The 23,070-nt window shown below is 67.9% G+C and carries 12 protein-coding genes; 6 read left to right on the top strand and 6 right to left on the bottom strand.

The genetic code is table 11. The features are described 5' to 3' along the window. The first annotated feature begins 35 nt into the window (after positions 1 to 35). The 6 genes from ACZ6DL_RS32465 (at position 36) to ACZ6DL_RS32440 (ending at position 5,286) form a co-directional block, all read left to right on the top strand. Positions 36 to 365 carry a hypothetical protein gene (locus ACZ6DL_RS32465; RefSeq protein ID WP_466056836.1) on the top strand — a complete coding sequence of 110 codons (330 nt, stop codon included), beginning with the start codon at positions 36 to 38 and terminating at the stop codon, positions 363 to 365. Between the two features lie 97 nt (positions 366 to 462). Continuing rightward, entirely contained in the window at positions 463 to 729 is a 267-nt protein-coding gene (locus ACZ6DL_RS32460; RefSeq protein WP_466056834.1) for a hypothetical protein, read from the top strand. Between the two features lie 138 nt (positions 730 to 867). Continuing rightward, complete coding sequence (locus ACZ6DL_RS32455) at positions 868 to 1,890, top strand: Acg family FMN-binding oxidoreductase (protein WP_466056832.1); 1,023 nt, start codon at positions 868 to 870, stop codon at positions 1,888 to 1,890. Between the two features lie 45 nt (positions 1,891 to 1,935). Continuing rightward, positions 1,936 to 2,592 carry a DUF2267 domain-containing protein gene (locus tag ACZ6DL_RS32450; RefSeq protein ID WP_466056830.1) on the top strand — a complete coding sequence of 219 codons (657 nt, stop codon included), beginning with the start codon at positions 1,936 to 1,938 and terminating at the stop codon, positions 2,590 to 2,592. Between the two features lie 226 nt (positions 2,593 to 2,818). Beyond that, positions 2,819 to 3,475 carry a response regulator gene (locus ACZ6DL_RS32445; protein ID WP_393240992.1) on the top strand — a complete coding sequence of 219 codons (657 nt, stop codon included), beginning with the start codon at positions 2,819 to 2,821 and terminating at the stop codon, positions 3,473 to 3,475. Between the two features lie 38 nt (positions 3,476 to 3,513). After that, the gene (locus ACZ6DL_RS32440) at positions 3,514 to 5,286 is read left to right on the top strand and encodes a GAF domain-containing sensor histidine kinase (RefSeq protein ID WP_466056828.1); all 1,773 of its coding nucleotides are present in this window, start codon (positions 3,514 to 3,516) and stop codon (positions 5,284 to 5,286) included. Between the two features lie 93 nt (positions 5,287 to 5,379). Here ACZ6DL_RS32440 and ACZ6DL_RS32435 read toward each other — a convergent pair whose 3' ends face one another. From ACZ6DL_RS32435 to ACZ6DL_RS32410, 6 genes are read right to left on the bottom strand one after another with little or no spacing between them, the layout of a single operon-like run. Then, positions 5,380 to 6,012 (bottom strand): GNAT family N-acetyltransferase, encoded by a 633-nt coding sequence (locus ACZ6DL_RS32435; RefSeq protein ID WP_466056826.1) that lies wholly within the window; start codon positions 6,010 to 6,012, stop codon positions 5,380 to 5,382. Beyond that, positions 6,009 to 7,217, bottom strand: coding sequence for a cytochrome P450 family protein (locus ACZ6DL_RS32430; protein WP_466056824.1), 1,209 nt, complete (start codon positions 7,215 to 7,217; stop codon positions 6,009 to 6,011). Before ACZ6DL_RS32430 ends, ACZ6DL_RS32435 begins: the two co-directional genes overlap by 4 nt. After that, positions 7,214 to 7,879: a glutathione S-transferase family protein gene (locus ACZ6DL_RS32425; RefSeq protein ID WP_357036439.1), complete on the bottom strand. Its 666-nt coding sequence runs from the start codon at positions 7,877 to 7,879 to the stop codon at positions 7,214 to 7,216. The genes ACZ6DL_RS32430 and ACZ6DL_RS32425 overlap by 4 nt, the downstream gene beginning before the upstream one ends. After that, on the bottom strand, positions 7,876 to 10,866 hold the full coding sequence (locus tag ACZ6DL_RS32420; RefSeq protein ID WP_466056822.1) for a type I polyketide synthase: 2,991 nt from the start codon (positions 10,864 to 10,866) through the stop codon (positions 7,876 to 7,878). Before ACZ6DL_RS32420 ends, ACZ6DL_RS32425 begins: the two co-directional genes overlap by 4 nt. Further along, positions 10,863 to 16,151: a type I polyketide synthase gene (locus ACZ6DL_RS32415; RefSeq protein WP_466056820.1), complete on the bottom strand. Its 5,289-nt coding sequence runs from the start codon at positions 16,149 to 16,151 to the stop codon at positions 10,863 to 10,865. Before ACZ6DL_RS32415 ends, ACZ6DL_RS32420 begins: the two co-directional genes overlap by 4 nt. After that, a complete protein-coding gene (locus ACZ6DL_RS32410) occupies positions 16,144 to 22,788 on the bottom strand; it encodes an acyltransferase domain-containing protein (RefSeq protein WP_466056818.1) in 6,645 nt (2,214 codons plus the stop codon). Before ACZ6DL_RS32410 ends, ACZ6DL_RS32415 begins: the two co-directional genes overlap by 8 nt. Positions 22,789 to 23,070: the final 282 nt, after the last annotated feature.

Genomic DNA, 23,070 nt, shown 5'->3' with positions numbered 1-23,070 from the left:
ATAGTCTCGGACCCACTGCCACACCCAGGAGAGCCATGGCCACGGGAATCCGCTCCACGACGCACACGCTCGCCAAATTCGCCGCGGGCGCACTGCTCGTCAACGCCGTCCCGCATACGGTCAAGGGCTTGAGTGGAGAACGGTTCCCCACTCCCTTCGCGAACCCGCCCGGCGTCGGTCTCTCCTCTCCGACCGAGAACGTGGCGTGGGGGGCCGCCAATCTCGTGGTAGGCAGCGCACTACTGCGCGGAGGCCCTCGAACGACAGCCGAGAAGGTAGCGGCGGCGGCCGGTGGCGCGCTGATGGCAGTCGGTATCTCCTACTACTTCGGCACCCTGCCGAATCGCCGCGCCGCCGCTCGCTGATGTCGGCCGAGGTCACACCCACATCGGGACGTTCGCCCCACGCTTACGGGTAGCAGTACCCTCCCGGCGGAACCACCGCAGGAACAGGATGTGTGCTATGTCACCCCGGTTCATTCCCCGACCCTCGTCCGGCGGAACCCCGGACCCGGATGCCGCTCCGCTGGCGGTTCCCGCGGTGGTGGTCGCGACGATCATGCTGCTCGGGATACCGGCCGCGCTCTTGGTGTTGCTGCCCGCATGGGCCCGCGACTACGGCGCGGGCTTGGTGTACCCCGCTGTCCTGATCTACGCCGCTCTCGCGGTCCGGCTGTTGTGGTGGGGCGTGGCGATCCTGCGCACCCGTGTGGCGGAGACCGAGGAGTAGGACGCCGTGAAGGTCACGGCGGCACTCGCGGCAGTGGGGGCCGCGGTCCGCTCCGGTGCCGGACGCGGGGACCAAGGACCCTGCGGTCCGGGCGGAACGCCCGTAGTCCCCCGCGGCCATCGCGCGAAGACTCGAAGCATGACCGCGAACGACGAAGCACCCGGCCTCCCGGTGCCCGATCATCGGGTGATGCTGGCCGCGCTGCGGCTCGCCACCCGCGCGCCGTCGGTGCACAACACCCAACCATGGCGCTGGATCTTCGACGGCACGCGCCTGCACCTGTACACCGACGCCGACCGACTACTGCCCTCGACCGATCCGCACGGACGCCAGCTGATCATCAGCTGCGGAGCCGTACTGCATCACGCGCGAACCACCTTCGCCGACCGGGGCTGGCACACCGACACGACGCGCGTACCCGACCGGCAGCGACCCGACCACCTGGCGGTGATCGAATTCCAGCCGTGGGCCGACCCGCCCGAGGGAATCCACAGCCGAGCACTCGCCATCGACCGGCGGCGCACCGACCGGCTGCCGATGACCGAACCCGACGGCTTCGCCGACGTGCTCCCCCGGCTGCGGATGCTCACCTCCCCGCACGAGGTGGAACTCAGCGTCTTGGACGACAGCGCCCGGCCCCGGCTGGCCGCCGCCTCCGAGCAGGTCGGTGCGCTCCGCAGGCACGACTTGCTGTATCAGACCGAATTGGAATGGTGGACAGGGCATTCCGAGAACCCGGAGGGCGTGCCCGCCGCCGCGCTGGTGTCCGACGCGGAATTCGCCCGGGTCGGAGTCGGCCGCGCGTTTCCCCCGTCTCCGCATTCGATGCGACGCGCCCGGCAGGAGGATCGCGCGCGGCTGGTGGTGCTCGGCACCGAAGGCGATTCGGTGACGCAGTGGCTGCGCACCGGTGAAGCGTTGTCGGCCGTGCTGCTGGAATGCACCGCCGCCGGGCTGGGGACCTGCGCGCTGACCCACATCACCGAACTGCCGACAACGCGCGGACTGCTCGGCGGTATGGTCCCGCGCCCGGCCACCCCGCAAGTGCTGATCCGCATCGGAACCGCGCCCGACGACACGGACATGATCCCGCCGACCCCGCGACGACCGGTGACGGACATCTTCACCGTCACCGGTTCGCGCTGGACCCCCGAGACCTAGGTGGCGACATCCGATAACCACGACTCACCCGTGAAAGGCACCCTCATGAGCTATCACCGCGATCCCCTCGCACCCGCGATACACACCGCACACGAATGGCTGCGCACTCTCGCCGACGGACTCGCCACCGAAGACCGGCCCTTCGCGCACCGAGCCTTGCGAGCCTGGCTGCACACCGTCCGTGACCGCATCGGCGTCAACGCCTCCGCGCACCTGAGCGCCCAACTGCCCGAACTCCTGCGCGGGATCTACTACGAGGGCTGGGTTCCCGCGCACGTCCCCGTATCGCACGACGTACCCTCGTTCGTCGATCAATTCGCACGGGAAGCGGGCGTCTCCAGGGACGAGGCCTACGCGCTCGCCGGCGCGGTGACGGACGCGCTGGCCGACTTGTTCTCTCCCGGACAGCTCGATCACGTGTTCGCCTGGCTGCCGGAAGATCTGCGGGCGGTACTGCGCGGAACCGACCTGGCGGGCACCTTGCCGGAGAAGACCGCGATGCGGCCGGCGGAATCGCCCCGACTCGACGAGCTGGACAGCCGCCTGCGGGCGCTCACCGACGCGGTGACGGTGCTCGCCCGCAGCCTCGAAGCGACTTCTGGTGGCGACACGGGCGATACCGAGCAGCTTTCCGCCGCCCGGCAAGCCCACCGGATCCTGATCGCCGAAGGACTCGCCCGCTCCGACGCGCCCACGCGCTGACCCGATCCCCTACGGCGGGCCGGCTTCGACGCGTCGTCCCCAACCGTGCCGCGCATTCCGCAGCGCGCCGCACGCAGCCTGACGGTTCTGCGCGAATTCACGATAGGCCGTACTACGGACCCTTCTGCGATGCCTATTCGGCCGGGAAAAGGACTTTGGTCCGTACCGAGCCTTCCGCCCCCTGCGTAGTGTCGACCACACACCTGCTCCCGGATTGGACACCATCATGATCACGGTGTTTCTGGTCGACGATCACGAGATCGTCCGTCGCGGCTTGGCCGATCTGCTCTCCGACGACCCGGAACTGTCGGTGATCGGCGAAGCGGGCGACGTCGCCCAGGCACTTGCCCGCATCCCCGCACTCCGGCCGGACGTCGCCGTGCTCGACGTGCGCCTGCCCGACGGCAACGGCATCGAACTGTGCCGCGACCTGCTGTCCAAACTCGATGACCTGCGCTGCCTGATCCTCACCTCGTTCACCGACGAACAAGCCATGCTCGACGCGATCCTGGCCGGGGCCAGCGGATACGTGGTCAAGGACATCAAGGGCATGGAGCTGGCCAAAGCCATCAAGGAAGTCGGTGCGGGCCGCTCTCTTCTGGACAACCGCGCCGCCGCCGCCCTCATGCAACGACTACGCGCCAACACCGACCACGACGGTCCCCTGGCCGGACTCACCGAGCAGGAACGCAAACTCCTCGATCTTCTCGGCGAAGGACTGACCAACCGTCAAATCGCGCAGCGCATGTTCCTCGCCGAGAAAACCGTGAAGAACTACGTCTCCCGGCTGCTCGCCAAACTCGGGCTGGAACGGCGCACTCAGGCCGCGGTCTACGCCTCCAAACTCCGCTCCCGTTCGCCCGGCTCCACCATCGACTTCTGATCGTTCATTTCCGCCACGGGGTGAAATATCCTGGAGCAATGGCGAGCAGCCGCGCCGGCGGCGTTCCAGGGGCAGCGCAGCCGACCGACTACGCGTCGGCCGACGCCTATTCGGTGCGTGACACGCTCTCGCAACTGCGGCTGCGCGAACTGCTCGGCGAGGTCAAGGATCGCATCGAGCAGATCATCGACGCCCGCGACCGGATGGACGGCCTGATCGAGGCCATGCTCACCGTCACCTCCGGCCTGGATCTGGACCGCACGTTGCGCACCATCGTGCACACCGCGATCTCCCTGGTCGAGGCGCGCTACGGCGCACTGGGCGTGCGCGGCCACGACCAGCAACTCACCCAGTTCATCTACGAAGGCATCGACGAACCCACCCGCGAACGAATCGGTGACCTCCCCCAAGGCCACGGTGTCCTGGGACTACTGTTCAGCCAGCCCAAACCCATCCGGCTGGACAACCTCGCCGAGCACCCCTGCTCGGTCGGCTTCCCCGCCCACCACCCACCGATGGGCACCTTTCTCGGCGTACCCGTCCGTATCCGCGACGAAGTGTTCGGCAACCTCTACCTCACCGAGAAAGCGGGCGGCCAGCCCTTCACCGAAGACGACGAGGTCATCGTGCGAGCCCTGGCCGCCGCGGCGGGCATCGCGATCGACAACGCACACCTCTACGAATCCGCCCGCACCCGGCAAGCCTGGATCGAAGCGACCCGCGACATCACCACCGAGTTCCTCGCAGGCACCGCATCCGATCGAGTCCTGACCGACCTGGTGGAGGCCACCTGCCGGCTCACCGGCTCGCAACGGACCTTTCTGGCGGTCGTCCCGGACTCGGAGAGCCCGTCCGAGGAAATCACCGAACTGCTGATCACGCACAGCGCGGGCAGCGCGGACGACCAGCGGCCGATCAAGCTCCCGCTGGGAGACACCACGATCGGCCAGGCCTTCGGCTTGCGTTCTCCGCAGCGAGTGAACGACGCGCGCCGCGCGGATCTCGGCAAGGTCTTCCCCGACGCCGGACCCGCGCTGGTGTTGCCCATGCAGACCTCGGACTCCACCGTAGGGGTGTTGGTGGCGCTGCGCGCGGTGGACTCGGCGCCCTATGACGACGAGATCCTCGCGTTGACCGCCGCCTTCACCGACCAAGCCGCTTTGGCGATGCGGTTGGCCGACGCCCAACAGCGCATGCGGGAACTGGACATCCTCTCCGACCGCGACCGCATCGCCCGCGACCTGCACGACCACGTCATCCAGCGCCTGTTCGCCGTCGGGCTCAGCCTGCAAGGCGCCGTCCCCCGCACCCGCGTCCCCGAAGTCCGCGAACGCATCACCGACGCCATCAACGACCTGCAAGACGTGGTCCAGGAAATCCGCACCTCGATCTTCGACCTGCACGGCGGCAACAGCCACAGCACGCGAGTACGCCAACGCCTCGAGGAAGCCATCCGCCAGCAAACCGCACCCAGCGACATCCGCACCTCCGTGCGCATCAGCGGACCGCTCTCGGTGATCGATCCGGAACTGGCCGATCACGCCGAAGCCGTTGTCCGCGAAGGGGTCAGCAACGCTGTGCGGCATTCCGGCGCGGATTCGGTCGCGATCGAGATCACGGTGGCCGACGACTTGACCGTCGTCATCGAGGACGACGGATGCGGTGTGCCCACCGATATGACGCCGAGCGGACTGACGAATCTGGCCCGGCGCGCCGAGCAGGCGGCCGGAACTTTCACCGTCGCGGCCGGTACAGGCCCGGATGGCAGCACAGCCGGCACCCGGTTGTGCTGGACGGTGCCGCTGCGCTGATCACCGCGCCGAGGGCCTCGGGTCGGGCGGGAGTAGCGTGCGCCCGCAGCCACCCTCCCCAGCGGCACGGACCAGGCATATGCCCGGTGACGATCATCGACCGGACATGTTCCGTACGACGATAGCGCCGTAGTCCCTGCTCGGCGGATCTGGATAGTAGTCGGGGATGATGTGCTTCCGGTCGGGCACCAGATAGCCGTGCCCCCGGTACATCTCCAGGAACGGATCGACGAGGCAGCCGCCGAGCTGACGAAACGCGTACTCGCCCGCGTCGATCTCACCGAACCGGCGGCAGTAGGCGTCGTAGCCGGGGATCTTGGCTCCGGTGAGAACATAGTCCAGCGCCAACCGCTCGGCCAGCTCGACGGGGGTCTCCATCATCACCGCGTATGCCATTCCGCCGCGCGCGGTCCGCTTCAATGAGCCGGAGGCGAGGTAGATGGCGTTCGCGGTGTCCAGATCTATCGCCGGGTAGTAGCCGTGACCGGTCACCGTATCCCAATCGCTGAGTTCGGCGATCTTGTCCGGCGTGTAGTGCATGGGGAAGCCCATCAAGGTTCCGACGACCTGATCGTCCTGCTCGAAAATCCAGAATCCCTCGGGGAAGGCGCGCAGGCGAGCTGTCATCTGGTCCCGGCTCGCCCGCTGGGATTGCTCCCAGTCCTGCTCGACGGCCATGATCTCATCCAGGTCGTCCAGCGCCGCCTGGCGCACTCTGATCGTCATCGCGCTTCCCAGGTCACGGGCAGGCACTCCAGGCCGTGGACGAATACGCCGATCTTCCATCGCAATGCGTCCGGATCCGCCGCGAATCCCAGTCCGGGAAAGCGCTGCACCAAGGTGCCGACAGCTACCTGCGCCTCGAGTTTTGCCAGCGACGATCCGAGACAGAAGTGCAGGCCATGGCCGAACCCCAGATGCTGGTTCGGTGTCCTGGTGATGTCGAACCGGTCCGGTTCGGGAAACCGTTCGTCGTCGTGATGTGCCGACAGCAATGAAGCGACGACCAGTTCCTCGGCCGGAATGACCGTGCCTCGGAACTCGACATCGGTCAGCGGAAAGGCCCCGGTGCTGTTGGCCACCGGCGGGCAGTATCGCAACACCTCCTCGATGGCTGGTTCGATGAGTTCAGGCGTGTCGCGCAGCCGCCGCATCTGCGCTGGGTGACGGAGCAGCGCCCATACCCCGTTGCCGATGAGGTTGCCCGTCGTCTCGAAACCCGCCGCGATGAGCAGGAAAACCATGCTCATCAGTTCCACCGATGAGAGCCGGTCGCCATGCGTCTGCGCCTCGATCAACGCGCTGGTGAGGTCGTCGCGAGGGTGCCTGCGGCGCAGCTCGAGGAATTCCTCGAGGTACTGCTGAAACTCGATCGCCATCCGGCGCAGGGCGTCGAAGTCTCCTTCCGACGGCGGAGCAATCAGAATTCTGGTCCACTCCCGGAAGCGCTCCTGGTCTTCGATCGGAACCCCGATCAACTCGACCAGCACGGTGATCGGCAACCGGAATGCCAGTGTGTCGAGCAGGTCCACCGAGTCCTGGTGCTCGGCCAGGTCCAGCAGCCTCTCCGTCGCCTCGGCGATGCGCGGGCGCAACTGCGAGATTCGTCGGGGAGTGAAAGCTTTGGCCACCAGTGCGCGCATCCTGCTGTGCTCGGGCGGATCGGCGTAGAGCATGTGCTTGTCCAGCCGGTCGAATTCGGTGACCCGGAAGTACCGGGAGCGCGCCTGATCGGACAGTTTCCGCTTGTCCTTGCTGAAACGGGGATCACGGAGCAGTTCGACCACGTCGGCGTAGCGGGTCACGCGCCACTCGGGCGCCCCCTGGTGCGGATTGAACAGCCGTACGATCGGTGCCTCGGAACGCATCCGCGCCAGCGTCGGCAACGGATCGATCCGCATCTGCTCACCCCAGAGGTCGAACTGGTTCATTCGGGTCGCTCCAGCACCTTGCCGACTCGAAGCCAGGTCGGCCTTCCACTGATCTCCCGCCACCACCGCGCCAGGTTCGGCCGCGCATCGATCAGGTCCGCGCCGTTGGAGGCGACCAGATATTGCAAATAGGGCAGCCAGGTGACCTCGGCGAGTGAGAACTCGGGGCCTGCGAGAAACTCCTGCCTGGACAGCGTGGCGTCCGCGACGTCGAAAGGTGTCGCCAGTGCGGCGCGGGCAGCGGCGATAGCGTCCTGGTCCGGCGGCGGCGGCAACAGCGCGGCGGCGGGGCTGCTCCGGATGATCTCGTAGACCGGGCCGCCACGGACCAGCTCCCACACCGGGCCGCTGACATAGCTTTGCTCGATGCTGATCCACTGTTCCATCAGCCCGTGCAGCTGAAGGTTATCCGGCGTCAGCGCGGGGCCCGGCAGCCGCTGATCGAGATAGCGGATGATCGCCCGCGATTCATACAGCAGGAACCCGTCGTCTTCGAGTACCGGAATCTCGCCGAAGGGCTGGCGTTGCCGGTGTTCCGGCGACTTGTCGTGTCCTTTGAGAACACTCACCTCGACCAGCTCGGCTTGCTGATCCTTCTCCGCCAGCACCATCAGCACTTTGTGCGTGCACGCGCTGGTGGCTGTGCCGTAAACCTTGATCATGATCCGTCCTCTTCGCGCTCCGCGAGAATCTTCAGCAAGTACCGAGTGATCGCCCGTGGGGTCGGGTGATCGAAGGCGAGGGTGGATGGCAGCGCGAGACCTGTTCGCGCGGCCAGTTCGTGTCGCAGTTGCACGGTCATCAGCGAATCCATGCCCAGTTCCATGAACTTGCCGTCGACCGGGACATCGGATGGCGACGACAACTGGAGCACGGTAGCCGCATCCGCGCGTACCGCTGACTCGATCGCGGCCTCCTGCTCGCCCTCCGGCAGCCTGATCAGCTCCTCGAGCCAATGCACCGGCTCGACGGGGACCTGTTCGCGTGGGGGTTCCGGGGTGTCGAGCCAGTGACGCTTTCGCTGCCACGGATAGTGTGGCAACGACACCACCGGGCGGCGATCCGGGTAGAGGCCGCCGAAGTCCACCGGATAGCCCGCGGTATAGAGGTCGGCGACCGCGTTCAGCAGGCTGAGCATTTCCGGGCGCTCCCTGCGCAGCGTCGGTATCGCCGCCGGCGCGCCGAGACAGTTCGCGACATGGCCGGCCAGCACAGCGTGCGGCGCTATCTCGAGGAAGAGTCGCTGCCCATCTCTGGCCGCAGCGTGCACGGCTTCAGCGAACCGCACCGGATGCCGGACGTTGTCCGCCCAGTACTCCCCGGTCAATTCATGTCCGGCGATCCGGTCTCCGCGTGCCGTGCTGTACAGAGGACACGCGGTCCGGCCTGCCTCGACCGTGCCGAGTTCCCGCGCGAGCTCCACGGCCAGTGGAGCCATCCACGGCGAGTGGAACGCGTAGTCGACCGGCAGTCTGCGACAGCGAACGCCTTGTCGCTGTAGTGGGCCGAGCACGGTGTGCAGCTGTTCCACCGTGCCGGACAGCACGACGGAGTGGTCGTCGTTGATCGCGGCCACCGCGACCGAAGTGTCGATCGTAGACAACAAGGCCGCGACCTCATCGTGGGCGAGCTCGACCGCCACCATCGTCCCCGAACCGGCTGCCCGCGCCATGACGCGGCCTCTCGACACCACGATCCTGATGGCTTCCGCGAGACTCAACGCACCTGCGACATGCGCTGCGGCGATTTCACCGACACTGTGCCCGATGACCGCGTCCGGTCGGATGCCCCAAGAGGACAGCAGGGCGGTCAGCGCGATCTGGAAGGCGAACAGCGCGGGCTGGGCGATCTCGGTGCGCTGCAACCTCGACCGGTCCGGCGGCGCGGCCAGCTCCGCGAGCAGCGAAAAGGATGCGTTCTTCGCGATGAGCTCATCGCATCGATCGAGCACAGCGGCGAAGACCGGCTCGCTGGATCGCAATTGCCGTCCCATGCCGATCCACTGCGAGCCCTGTCCGGAGAAGACATAGGTGAGCGCAGGCGGTGCGGCGGCTCGTGCCGCGGTGGCGCCGTCGTGTGCGAAAGCGCGCAGCTTCTCGGCCAGTTCGGCTCCGGACTCGCCGACCACCGCGGTCCGCCACTCGTGATGGTCACGCCGCGCCCCCGCGGTGTAGGCGATATCGTGCGGATCGTTGCCCCGCTCGAGGACACTCGCGTGTGCCGAAGCCAGCTCGGTCAGTGCCGCCGGGCTCCGTGCCGACAGCGGGAGCACAACGGGCCCGGCGCGCGTTGGCACCTGCTCGGGCGTAGGCGCTTCGGCGACGACGACATGAGCGTTGGTGCCGCTCATACCGAACGAACTGACGCCTGCGATCCGTGGCCGATCGCCCTGAGGCCATGCCACGGCCGTCGTCGGGATCACGAATGGTGTCCCGGTCAGGGAAATCCTCGGATTCAGGGTGCTGAAGTGCAGGTTGCGAGGAATCTCCGCATTCCGCAATGCCAGTACCGCCTTGATCAATCCGGCGATCCCGGCGGCGGCTTCGAGATGCCCGATGTTGGTCTTGACGGCGCCGAGTACACAACCGCCGCTGGCGGGCTCCCGTTCGCCGAGAACGTCGGTCAAGGCCTCGATCTCGATCGGGTCACCGAGCGCGGTTCCGGTGCCGTGGGTCTCCACGTATCCGATCTCGTCGGGTCGCACACGCGCATCGGCGAAGGCCTGACGCAGCATGTCCTTTTGCGCCGATGGGTTCGGCGCGGTCAGTCCGGCCGAGCGACCGTCCGAGTTCATCGAGGAACCCCGCAGCACGGCAAGCACCCGATCACCGTCGGCCAGCGCGTCGGACAATCTCTTCAGCACCACGATTCCGCAACCCTCACCCCTGACGAAACCGTTCGCACGTGCGTCGAAGGCGCGACACCGGCCGTCCGGCGACAGCGCCTGCAGATCGGCGACCATCTGGGTCACCGACTCGTCGAGAACGAGGTTGACTCCCCCGGCCAGCGCGAGCGAGCTCTCTCCCGTGCGCAGACTGCGGATCGCCAGGTGTACCGCGACCAGCGATGATGAGCACGCGGTGTCCACCGCGAGACTCGGCCCACGCAGTCCGAGCAGATACGACAACCGGCCCGCACCGAAACAGTGAGCCGTTCCGGTGCCCGCGTACCCGCCCATCGGGCCGGACCTGGCGCTGAGCAGCAGATAATCGTTGCTGCTCATGCCGACGAACACACCGGTTCTGCTACCGGCCAGCCGCTCGGTCACCACGCCGGCATCTTCCAGTGCTTCCCACGCGACCTCGAGCAGCAGCCGATGTTGTGGATCCAGCGCCGTGGCCTCTCTCGGCGAGATCCCGAAGAACGCCGCGTCGAAACCGTCGACAGCGGACAGGAAGGCGCCTGTTCGCGCGGCATCGTCGGTGGCGCGAGCCGGCAGCTCGGACACCGCGTCGACGCCGTCGGACAGCAACGTCCAAAATGAATCCGGGTCGTCGGCGCCGCCGGGGAAGCGGCAGCCCATGCCGATCACGGCGACAGGTTCGGATTGCTGTCGCGTCAGCCGGTCGACCTCGGCCTCCAGACTCCGCAGCGCGGCAGCCGCTTTCACCAGGCGGGAGCGGTAACCTTCCTCGTCGATGCCGGTCACGGCAGCTGCCTGCGTTCGAGCCGGTCGATCGAATCGTCGATCTGCGCCAGCAGGTCGCGGAGGTCATCGACCTCGTCGATGGCCTCCTGGGGCTCGGCCATGCCGAGCACGTCGAGTAGCTGTTCGGTCAATGCCCGCACCGTCGGCGCGCTGTACAGCAGCGTCGCGGACAGCCGGACGCCGAGCGCCGCCTCCAGCCGGTTCCGCAGTTCGAGTGCCATCAGCGAGTCGACTCCCATGCTGGTCAGCGGCGCCTTGCGGTCGATCGAAGCCGCGTCGAGATGCAGGATCCGGCCGAGTTGCTCAGTGACGACGTCGTCGATCAAGCGCGGGCGTTCGGCAGGCGTGGCCGCGCGCAGCCGGTCGGCGAACCAGGGATCCGATGGCGCGCCCGCACTCTCCCGGTCATCGTCAGCGAGTTCGGTGAACAGCGACGCACCGGCCAAAACCGGGTAGAACGCCAGCCACTGTCGCAGATCGAGATTGGCCGCAGCGATCTGGCTGGTACTACCACCCAACAGCAGACCGAGGATGTCCGTGCCTTGTTCGGGGGTCAGGGTGCCAACCCCCCGATGCGCGAGTCGCTGCCCTTCGGTGTCGCGTTCCGCCATGATTCCTTCCTGCGAGTACAACCCCCAGTCCACGCACAGGGCCTTTCGGCCGCCGTGTTCCCGATGCCGGGCGAGCGCGCCGAGAAACGCGTTGGCGGCCGCGTAGTTGGCCTGTCCCGGCGAGCCGAGCAGGGCAGAGGCCGACGAGTACATCACGAAGAACTCCAGCTCCCGGCCCTCGGTGAGCTCATGCAGATTCCACGCCCCCCGCATCTTGGGTGCCAGCACGCGGTCGAACCGTTCGGCATCCAGTTCCAGAATGGTCCGATCGTCGAGCACCATGGCCGCGTGCAGCACCCCGCGCAGTGGCGGCAGCCGGTCATCGATGTCCGCGAGCAGCGCGGCGACGTCCTGCCGGCGGGCCACGTCCGCCCGCGCGACCACGACTTCGACGCCTTCGCTCCTGAGCTCGTCGATTCTGGCCCGCACCTCCGGAACCGGATCATGCCGTCCGGCCAGCACGAGGTGCCGCGCACCGTGCGCGGCCAGCCAGCGCGCCAAACCGATGCCGAGTCCGCCGAGCCCACCGCTGATCAGGTACGTGCCCCGGGCGAAGGACAGTTCGACCTCCCCTGGCTCGACCGAGGCCGGTACCAGCCTCGCCAGATTCCGCCCCTCGTCCCGTAAAGCGATCTCGTCCTCGCCGTCCGCCCCGACCAACTCGGGAAGGAGTTCGTCGGCGCAACGGGTTGGCGCCCAACCCGATCCGAGGTCGATCCGCACGCACGCCAGTTCGGGATGCTCGACGCTCAATGTCCTTGCCAGTCCCCACAACGGCGCTTGGGACACCTCGACCGGTTCGGGACCCACCTGCTGTGCGCCTCTGGTGACCAACCACAGCCGGGGATGGTCCCGCAGACGGCGGCGAGCGAGCGCGCGGACGAGGCGCACTGTACTGAGTCCGGTGATGTGCTGATCGGCGGTCAGTGTATCGGCGGTGACGTGTTCGGTAGCCGTGGTGTCCAGGCTCCACAGATGCACTACCCCGACACAGGCCCTTTCGCCACCGGCGGTGACGTTGTCGAGCAACGCGCTCCACGCGTCGTCATCGGCGATGTCGATATCCCGCTTGTCGATCAGTACGCAGGTCTGACCACGCTGTTCCAGCAGCGTGGCCAGACCCGTACCGACACCGGTGGAGTCGGCGAGCACCAGCCACGTCCCCGAAGGCCCCTCGCCAGGATCCGGGGCAACGAGCCGCTCGGCGGCGCGCCATGCCACCTGGTAGAGCCAGTCCCGGTACGGTCCCGATCCGGCGGGCCTTGCCACTGTCAAACCTTCGACTTCGACCAGCACCGTGCCGTCTTCGTCGAGCACCAGCAGATCCCCACTGTCCTCGGTGCACCGGGCGCGTGCGTGTACCCACACACGGCCGCCGGGTGGCCGGTGCACCCGGAGCCGGTCGATCCGAACCGGAATGACACCGCCGCCCGCCCGCTGGTCGAGTAGCACGCTGCCGAGCACTTGGAAACAAGCGTCAAGCAGAGCAGGGTGGCAGACATACCCCGAGGGCGAGCCGGTCGACTCGACCAAGGCCACGCCCTCCCCATCACCGGTCCAGATTCGTTGCACACCACGGAAAGCCGGGCCGTAGTCGATCGCTCGACCGGCGTACCGCGCGTAGTGCTCCGCTACGGATGTCTCGGTGCCGCACCGGTCCCGCACCGACGACGGCGACTCGGCCAGCGGCGGCCCCTCGCCACCATGACGGACGGTCCCGTGCGCGCACAGAACCCACGACTCGTCCTTCGTCGCTCGGCAATACACCTGGAAATGGTCGGAGTCCTCGATGAACTGGACGTGTCCGGAGCCGTCCTTCGCGAGAATCGCCATCCGGTCGAATGCGAGGTCCTCCAGCACCATCGTCCGTCCGCACGCGCCAAGCGCCATCTCCACATAGCCCGACGCCGGGAACACCACCGCGCCGTCCACCATGTGGTCGGCCAGGTACGGCAGATTCAGGTCGCGCTCCCAGATCCGGGTACCCGGTGAGGTCGCCGGGCTGACCGGCTCACCGAGCAGAGGATGCCCGTGGTCGGCGCGCCCAGCCGGAGCTCGATCCACCCAGTACCGCTGACGTCGCCACGGATAAGCGGGCAGGGGCACGCAGCGTCCGCCATTCGGGTGGAGGGCGGGCCAGTCCACCTGGCAGCCCCGGACATACAGTGCGGCGAGCGATTCGAGGAAAACCGCGCGCTCATCGTGTTCGCGCCGCCCGGACGGAACGACCAGGCCTCCGTCCTCTTCGATCGAGGGCAGCAGGATCGGGTGCGGGGTCAATTCGACGAATACCGTGCGCCCCAGCGCCATGCAGTCACGGACCGCCTGCGCGAACAACACGGGTTCACGAAGGTTGCGTATCCAGTAGGCGGTATCCAGCTCGGCCCCGTCGCAGACCTTTCCGAGCACGGTGGACCACATCGGCACCCTGGTGGCCTTCGGCGTCAGCGCATCGAGTTGGCGACTCAGCTCGTCGGTGATGGCATCGACTTGTGGGCTGTGCGCGGCGACCTCGACCTTGATCCGACGACAGAACACCCCCGCACCGGTCAGCTCGGCCAGGAGGTCGTTCAGCGTGTCGGGGTCACCGGAGAGCACAGTCGAGCGCGCGCTGTTGCTCGCCGCGATGGACACCCGATCGGCGACTCCGGACAGCGCCGCGCTCGCTCGCTCGATCGGCAGTTCGACCAGAGCCATCGCGCCGCGCCCGGCCAGTCCGCGCAGCAATCGGCTGCGGCGGCAGATGACGCGCGCCGCGTCGGTCAGCGTGAGCGCGCCGGCCACATGTGCGGCGGCCACCTCACCCATGCTGTGCCCGATGACGGCATCCGGCTCGATGCCCTTCGATCGCCACAGTGCCGCCAACGCGACCTCCATCGCGAACAGAACCGGCTGCACGACGTCCACCCGGTCGAGCCGCGACGCGGATGGCCCTGCGGTCAATTCATCAAGAACGGACCATCCGGTCTCGTTTCGGATCGCGTCGTCGCATGTCTCCACAGCCGCCCGGAACGCGGGCTCGGCTGCGAGCAGTGCACGCCCCATGCCGAGCCACTGCGAGCCCTGGCCGGGGAACACGAACACCACTCGTGGCCGTTCGTCCGGCTCGGTGCCGGGCACCAGCCGCGGCGGCCCGTCGCCGGGCAGCACCAAGGCCGCTCGGTACTGATGATGATGCCTGCGGACAGCCGCGGTGTAGGCGATATCCGGGACCGCGGCCTGCCGCTCGTCGAGGCCGGCGCGGAACGCAGCGACCAGATCGGTCAGTGCGCCCGCATCGCGCGCGGAGATCGGCACCAGGGCCGGTCCTGGTGTCGCGGGAGGCGCGGCGGGCTCCGGCGGTTCGGCCACGATGACGTGCGCATTGGTGCCGCTGATACCGAACGAGCTGATACCCGCCATCCGCGTCGCACCGTCGCGTTTCGGCCACGAGACCGGATCACTCGGCAGAACCAGGGCGGTTCCGGTGAGGTCGATCCTCGGATTGACGGTGCGCAAGTGCAGGTTCGCCGGGATACGCTCCCGCTGCAGCGCGAGCACGACCTTGATCAGCCCTATCACCCCGGCAGCGGCCTCGAGATGCCCGATATTGGTCTTCACCGCGCCGAGCACGCAACGCGAACCATCGTCGCGCAACCCGCCGAGCACGTCGGCGAGCGCGTCCACTTCGATCGGATCACCGAGCGGTGTTCCGGTGCCGTGCGTCTCGACGTAACTGATGTCCGCCGCGTCGGCGCGAGCGCTACGCAACGCCTGACGCAGCAAATCCTTTTGCGCCGAGACGTTCGGCGCGGTGAGCCCGGAGGAACGGCCGTCGGAGTTCACCGCCGAGCCACGGATCACCGCGAGCACCGGATCGCCGTCGGCCACCGCGTCGGAAAGCCGTCGCAGGACCAGCATCCCGCAGCCCTCGCCCCGGACATAGCCGTTGGCCAGCGCGTCGAAGGTTTTGCATCGCCCGTCCTCGGACAGCGCGCGCGAGCTGGCCAGCATGTCGGTCATGTCTCTGGCCAGCATCAGGTTGACCCCACCGGCCAGCGCCATCGCGCTCTCTCCGGAACGGAGGCTCTGGACCGCGAGATGCACGGCGACCAGCGACGACGAGCACGCCGTGTCCACGACCATGCTGGGGCCCTGGAGCCCGAGCACGTAGGACAGCCGTCCTGCGGGGAACGAGTGCCCGTTACCGGTCACCGTGTAGATGTCCCGGTTTCCGAGGCTCAGCCGGTCGTAGTCGGTGACGACAACACCGGTGAAGACACCGGTTCTCGAGCCGGCCAGCCGGTCGGGCCGAGCGTGCCCAGCCTGTTCCAGCGCCTCCCAGGCGACTTCCAGCAGCAGGCGTTGCTGGGGGTCCATCGCCTCGGCCTCCCGGGGCGCGATGCCGAAGAAGGCGGCGTCGAAGGCGTCCACATCGGACAGAAAGCCACCCCAGCGCGTCGGACTGCCGACCTCGCCCACCCACCGGTCCGGAGGCACTTCGGTGATCGCATCGACGCGGGCGTCGAGCAGTTGCCAGAATTCGTCGGGGCCGCGGCCGCCGCCCGGCACACGACAGCCCATGCCGATAACGGCGATCGGCTCGGTCTTGGCCATCAGCTCCCGGTCCAGCCGGGCTTGCAGGGTCCGCATAGCCGCCAAGGCCTTTTTCACCGGCGATGTCTGCTCAGTCATCGTGCTGTTCCTGTTCGACGAGCCGGATGCTCTCCAGCAGCATGGCCTCGGCTTCCTCGTCGGAGAGCAGATCGATGTCCGCTGCCATGGAAGGCCGATCGTCCGGTTCCGGATCTCCGTCCGGGGTCTCGGTCACCGCGAGTTGGTCCGCGACGAACTCGGCGAGCGCCGCGATGGTCGAGTAGGTGAAGACCAGCGCGACGGACAACCGGACGCCGAGCGACGATTCCAGCCGGTTGCGTAGTTCCACCGCCATCAGCGAGTCCATGCCCATGTCCTGGAACGTCGACTGCCGGCTCAGGCTCGAGGGATCTCGTTGCAGCGTCAGGGAAACCTGCTCGATCAGGTGCTCTTCGATCAACCCGGCCCGTTCCGGCGCTCTGGTCGCGGCCAGCCTCTCGGCGAACGCGGTGGCGATCCCCGAGGCACGGGATTCGAGCTCATCGAACAGCGGTGTCCCCGCCACGCTGGGAAACGATTCGAACCAGTGCCTGAGGTTCAGCTTCATCACCGCGAGTTGACCGGGATCCGCGCATATCCCGTGGTCCAATGCTCGCGCGAGATCCGCCGAGGACGCTTCGGCGATGCCGTGGGTCGCCATGCCGGCCTGCGCGAGGTGCAGGCTCAGTGCGCGCAGGCCGCGGGCACGGCGATGGTGTGCGATCGCGTTCACCCGCGCGCTCGCCATCGAGTCGCCCGGAGACCCGAACAACGAGGCGACCGATGCGCAGAGCACGAACAGATCCAGCTCCCGATCGAGCGTGTGTTGATGCCATCGCCACGCGCTGTCCTCGCCATCGGCGTGGACGAGCCCGCGCAATGGGCCCGACGCTGCCTCGATCTCGGTGATCAGCCCGGTCATCTCGAGGTCGTCGGTCGCGTCCGCGTCGATGGTCGACACCTGCGCTCCCGGAAAGCTGACCGGCCCGACGGCGCCGTCTCGGTCCAGGATCACGATGTTGCGTGCACCGCGGTCGGTCATCCACCTGGCGAACGACTCCGCGAGTGCGGCATCCGCGCCGACGATCAGGTATGCGCCGTCCGCCCGCAATGTCGCCACTCGCTCCCGGACGTCCGGCGCGCGAACCAGCCTGGCCACGAACCGGCCACCGGGACGCAGGGCTACATCGGTCTCCCGATCATCGCCGAGCAGGACCGTCACCAGCGTGGCTGCCTCGTCGGGTGTCGTCTGCGCGGCAAGGTCCACCCGCGTGACCGACAGCTCGGGATGGTCGAGCCCGATCGTCCTGCCGAGTCCCCACAACGCCGCCTGGTCGACATCCACCGCCGAGACGTGCTCGCCGACCGCCTGGGCGGCACGGGTCACCAGCCACAGTCGTGGCTGATCGCGCCAGCCCATCCCGGCCAGCGCGTCGGCCACCCCCTGGAGGCTCGCGCTGCCGAGACTTCCGATGTGCACCACCCCGGCCGGCGCGGGTCCGGTCAGAACCGCACGCAGAGACTCTGTTCCAGTCGGGTCCGCTGTCTGCGCGGTCACCAGATCACACTGCTTGCCTCGAGCCCGCAGCTCTTCCACGAGCTCAGCGCCGAGGCGTTCCTCGCCCGCCAATACGATCCACGACCCGGCTCGATCTCGCACCGGTTGTCGGTCTGCTCTTTCGCGCCATTCCACCGTGTACAGGCAATCTTCGACCGGATCGGGATCTCTCAGCGGCCGTAGGCGCACGCCCTCGGCCTCCACCAGTACCCGGCCGTCGTCGTCGAGCAGGTAGAGGTCGCCGCCCGACCCCGCTGATCGGCCGTGCGCCCATGCAGGGCCCGCCGGGGTCCGATGCACTCGCAACCGACCGATCCCGGTCACCACATTGCTTCCGGACGAACCGTTGCACAGGGCGATCAGTGCCTGCAGACCAGCGTCGAGCATCGAGGGAGGGATGCGGTAATCGGCCCCTCGAGCAGGTGGCTGCTCCGGCGGCACGAGCCGGGCAAGCACTTCCTCGTGGCCGAACCACAGCTCCGATACCCCGCGAAGGTGCTCTCCGATTGCCAGCCCCGCCCCGGCCAGCGCGCGGTAGTGCTCGGTCCGGTCCCGGTATGTGGTGCAGCGGCGCCGAATCAGGGCGGGAACCTCACGCACATCCGGCTTTTCGGTGTCCGGCCCAACGGTGGCCCGGGCGTGCCGCAGCCGATCCGGACCGTGGGGGCCGAATACCTGGAAGAGTCCCTCCCTCGTCCTGATCACCGTCTGGGTCGTGGGCACCGCCGCCCCGGTCACCTCCAGCATGCGCTCGAACACCAAGTCGGTAACGGCGATGTCCTTGGTTCCGTACGCCTCGGCGCCCGACGCCAATGCCATCTCGGCGAACGTGGCCGCCGAGATCACGGTGTTCCCACGCACCGTGAGGTCCGCGAGATACGGCAGCTTTGCCGGGTCCAGCGCGCGTTGCCAGTAGCGGGTTCCCTCCTCTACCGCTGAGATCAGCCCTTGGCCGAGCAGCGGATGGCCCCCGTCGCCGCCGCCGAGCGCGGTACGCCGGTCGGCCGCGAGCCAGTATCGCTTCCGCTGCCACTGGTAAGCGGGCAGCGAAACGACCCTGCCGGTTTCGAGGAGCCGATCGAAATCTGGCGAGCAGCCACCGGCGTACAGTGCGCCGGCCGCGCGGCGCAGCGCGGATCGTTCGTCCTCGCCCTTGCGCAGCGAACCCACGGCGTGACCTTCGATCCGGCGGGCAGCGAGGCATCGCTGAACGTTCTCCAGCAGAACAGGATGCGGGCCGATCTCCAGGAAAACCCGGTATCCGTCGGAGATCGCGCCGTTCATGGCGTCCGCGAACCGCACGGTCTCCCGCACGTTCCGTACCCAGTAGTCCGCGTCGAATCGCTGATCGTCGACGAGTTTCCCGGAGACTGTGCTGTAGATGGGCAACCGATTCGGCCCCGGAGTGAGCGTGGCGAGCGCCTGAGACAATTCGCGCCCGGCCGGGTTCATCCGCGCACTGTGGAACGCGTAGCCGACCCGGAGCTCCCGACATGCGATCCCCTCGCCGCGCAGCCGCTCGAGCAAGTCGGCCAGTGCGGCGGCGTCACCGGAAACGACGGTCGAATCGGGATCGTTGATCGCGCCGATCGTGAGCTCACCCTGGTACGCGCTCAGCAGATCGCTCATCCGCTCGGCGGGCAGTTCCACCGAAGCCATCCCACCTTCTCCGGCCGCGGCCTGCATCAACCGGCCCCGGTGATACACCACCTCGACCGCTTCGGCGAGGGACAGCGCCCCGGCCAGGTACGCGGCGGTGACTTCGCCGACGCTGTGGCCGATCAACGCGTCCGGCGCGAGCCCCCATGCCTGCCACAACCGCGCGATCCCCACCTGGACAGCGAACAGAGCCGGCTGCGCGACCGCGGTCTCATCGAGGCGGCTTCGTTCCGCCGGCGCGGTCAGCTCGGCCGTAAGCGACCAGGTGGTCAGCGGCCGCAACCACTTCTCGCATTCTTCGACAGCCGCGCGAAAGATCGGCTCGGCGCGCAACAGGTTTCGGCCCATACCGGCCCATTGCGAACCCTGGCCGGAGCACACGAACACGATCGCCCGCCGCTCGCCACGGGCCGCGCTGCCCATCCACGCGTTGCCGGGCATGGCCCCCACAGCCGCGGCACGCAATGAATCGGCCAGCTCCTTCGCAGACGAACCCGTCACCGCGAGCCGGTGTTCGTGGTGGTCGCGCCGCACCGCGGCCGTGTAGCACAGATCGCGCAGGGCGATGTCGTTGTCACCGCTGAGCTCGCCTGCCATCGTGGTCGCCGATGCCAGTAGGGAATCGCGAGAGCGGGCGGAGAGCACCAGCAACGCCGTCCGGCCCTGGTCCGGCGGCGGCTGGGCGGCGCCCAGGGTGTACAGCGCGCCCAATGAGTCGATCAAGGTCGAGGCGTCGCGGTCCGCACGGCGCAATGTCGGCAGCGCCGTGCCGCCGTGCTGCTCGACCACCGACGTGAGGATCGGATGCGGGTCGACCTCGACGAAGATCTGGCGGCCCCTGGCGAGCAGGTGTTCCATCACGGTGTCGAATCGCCATGGTTCGCGTTCGGTGCGCACCCAGTGCTCGGCATCGAGCAGCGCGCCCTTCATCTGTGCCCCGGTGGCCGAGGAATAGAACGGTATCCGGGTCTCGCCGGGCCGCAGATCGGCGAGCGCGTCCCGCAGGTCGGACAGCACCGAGTCGACATAGGGACTGTGCGAGGCGTAGTCGACCCTGATCCATGCCGACGCGACCGAGCGCGCGGCGAGTTGGTCGCGTATCGCCTCGATTGCCGCTCGATCACCGGAGATAACCGTGGATCTCGGGCTCGCGCTGCCTGCCACCCACACGTCACCGCCGTGCCGGGACAGCAGATCATTGGTGTCCTCGGCGGACAGGTCGAGCACGGCCATTCCGCCGTGGCCGGACAATCTGCCGGCGATCGCGCTGCGCCTGCACATGATCAGCGCGGCATCATCGAGAGTGATCGCTCCGGCGACGTGCGCGGCGGCGACTTCACCCATACTCATCCCGGCGACGGCGTCCGGCTCGACTCCCTGTGATCGCCACAGGTCGGTCAACGCGAGCTGCATCGCGAAGATCGCCGGCTGGGCCAGATCAGTACGCTCGATCCAGCTTTCGTCGGCGGAGGTCAGCAGCCGGGAGAGGGACCAGTCGACGTGTGGGCGCAGCGCGGTCTCGCACCGTCCGATCGCCGACCGGAACGCGGGCTCACGCAACAACCGCGCACCCATCCCGGTCCACTGCGCACCCTGGCCGCCGAACAGAAACGTGATCTGCGGCCGGTCGCTGTCGATGGTCCCGGTGCTGATTCCGGCTCCGGCACGGCCGCTGAAGATTCTCTCCGTGCCCACGAGGAAGTCGTCACGGTCGCGAACGGACAGTGCGAGCCGGTGTGAGCCGTCCGCCTCGACCGACGCGGCGGCGTGCGATCGGGCGATCGGCGGCAGGTCCCGAGCGGACCCCAGCTCCCGCGCCGCGGCACGAAGGTCGTCTTCGGTGCCGCCCGCGGCAGGGGGCAGCGAGTAGACCGGAGCGTCATCACCGCTCTCGAGCACCACATGGCAGTTCGTACCGCCGAAGCCGAACGCGCTCACCCCGGCGACGAGGCGACCTTCCGCGTCGCCGTGCCACCGCTCCGCCCGCGTAGGCACCCGCAAACCCCATTCACCGAAGGGAATATTCGGGTTGGCTTCCTCGAACTGGCCGCATGGCGGCACGGTGCGATGCCGCATCGCCAGCAGCACCTTGATCAGCCCGGCGATCCCGGCCGCAGGTTCGAGATGGCCGATCGCGCTCTTGACCGAACCCACCGGCAGCAGCTGGTCGCGAGACCGGCCCACGCCGAGCACCGCGCCCAGCGCGCTGGCCTCGATCGGGTCACCGAGCGCCGTTCCCGTCCCGTGCGCCTCGACGTAGCCCACCTCGGCAGGCGCAACCCCCGCACGGCGATAAGCGCTGCGCAGCAAGGATTCCTGGGCCGGCGGGCTCGGCGCCGTCAGGCCGTTACTGAATCCGTCGTGGTTCACCGCGCTGCCCTTGAGCACGCCGTGGATCGGATCACCGTCGGCGAGTGCCCGATCGAGCGGCTTGAGCACGATCATCCCGCCACCTTCACCGCGGCCGTATCCATCCGCACGCGCGTCGAACACCTTGGACCGCCCGTCCGGCGCCAGCGCGCCGAGCCTGGACAGTGCGTGCACCGTGTCCTGCGCGAGCATCAGACTCACGCCACCGACCAACGCGAGATCGCACTCGCCTTCACGCAGGCTCTGCGCCGCGAGATGGACCGCGACCAGTGACGACGAGCATGCGGTGTTCACCAGCAGGCTCGGCCCGCGCGCACCGAGCGTGTAGGACAACCGGGCGGGAATGATGCTCGGATCGCCTCCGGGCAAGGTGTGCTGGGTGACCAGGCCGGGGTCCGCGCGAATTCCCGCCCCGTACTCACTCCACATCGCACCGACGAAAACTCCGGTCCGGCTGCCTTCGAGACCGCTGGGCGGAATGCCCGCGTCATCGAGAGCTTCTTGCATCAATTCGAGCATGAGCCGTTGCTGCGGGTCGACGTGCGGAGCCTCCCGGGGAGATATACCGAAGAACTCCGGGTCGAACTCGTCGATCCGGTCGAGGAACCCGCCGCGCGGCGGACCGTCGCGCCATCGACCATCCGGCGGTTCGGTGAGCGCGTCGGCACCGGAGCTGAGTAATCGCCAGAATGCCATCGGGTCGGGAGCGCCGGGGAATCGGCAAGACAGACCGACGATGGCGATCGAATGCTGTTGATCCGGCGTTTCGCGCTGCACCGGTGGTGGTGAGACGGCTCCGGCCAGCCTGCGCGCCAGAGTGATCGGCGACGGATGCGCCCAGAACAGGACGGGCGAAACCGGGTGCCCCGCTGCCTCACTCAATTCGTCGGCGAGTGCCGTCAACATCAGCGAGTCGAGCCCGTAGCTGGTAAACGGCTCACGTCCATCGATCGCGAGGGGATCCAGCCCGCTGAGGGCGGCGGTTCTAGCTATCAGCCAGTCCCGGACAGCTTCCATAGACCAGGACAACACGGGTGAAGCTACCTCCAGCAACGATCTAGTTCGCGGCATATCCGATGCCCGACCGGCGCCTCGCCCGAATCGGACCAAATGGTATCCCTGCTGAATTGCCTATGTAAAGTGGGCAATTCGTAGGTCGGCTCCAGGTGCTTATAAACCGTTCGGCTGCTCCTGAGTTCCATGATCTGGCGAGCGCCGGGCGATTTCACCGCTGCTGGTGTCCGACATGAACCCTCAATGCCGGTTGGGGCAGCCCCTGGCACCGGCTCGGGGGCGAGCTGCGGGATAGCTGACCGGCGACAACACCCACCCTCTCTTCGGCAACCGAGCCGTCGGCCATCGGTGGGCCGTGATCGCAGACAGTCCCGCGAG

The organism is Nocardia sp. NPDC041819, assembly GCF_055590505.1.
Note: the sequence above shows the minus strand (reverse complement) of the source record. Positions and strands in the feature narration are given on the sequence as shown.

Excerpts from the sequence above, each read along its gene's own strand:
- ACZ6DL_RS32445 (WP_393240992.1), top strand. The coding sequence starts at position 2,819 with ATGATCACGGTGTTTCTGGTCGACGATCACGAGATCGTCCGTCGCGGC.
- ACZ6DL_RS32430 (WP_466056824.1), bottom strand. The coding sequence starts at position 7,217 with ATGAACCAGTTCGACCTCTGGGGTGAGCAGATGCGGATCGATCCGTTG.
- ACZ6DL_RS32435 (WP_466056826.1), bottom strand. The coding sequence starts at position 6,012 with ATGACGATCAGAGTGCGCCAGGCGGCGCTGGACGACCTGGATGAGATC.
- ACZ6DL_RS32465 (WP_466056836.1), top strand. The coding sequence starts at position 36 with ATGGCCACGGGAATCCGCTCCACGACGCACACGCTCGCCAAATTCGCC.
- ACZ6DL_RS32425 (WP_357036439.1), bottom strand. The coding sequence starts at position 7,879 with ATGATCAAGGTTTACGGCACAGCCACCAGCGCGTGCACGCACAAAGTG.
- ACZ6DL_RS32455 (WP_466056832.1), top strand. The coding sequence starts at position 868 with ATGACCGCGAACGACGAAGCACCCGGCCTCCCGGTGCCCGATCATCGG.
- ACZ6DL_RS32440 (WP_466056828.1), top strand. The coding sequence starts at position 3,514 with ATGGCGAGCAGCCGCGCCGGCGGCGTTCCAGGGGCAGCGCAGCCGACC.
- ACZ6DL_RS32450 (WP_466056830.1), top strand. The coding sequence starts at position 1,936 with ATGAGCTATCACCGCGATCCCCTCGCACCCGCGATACACACCGCACAC.
- ACZ6DL_RS32460 (WP_466056834.1), top strand. The coding sequence starts at position 463 with ATGTCACCCCGGTTCATTCCCCGACCCTCGTCCGGCGGAACCCCGGAC.
- ACZ6DL_RS32415 (WP_466056820.1), bottom strand. The coding sequence starts at position 16,151 with ATGACTGAGCAGACATCGCCGGTGAAAAAGGCCTTGGCGGCTATGCGG.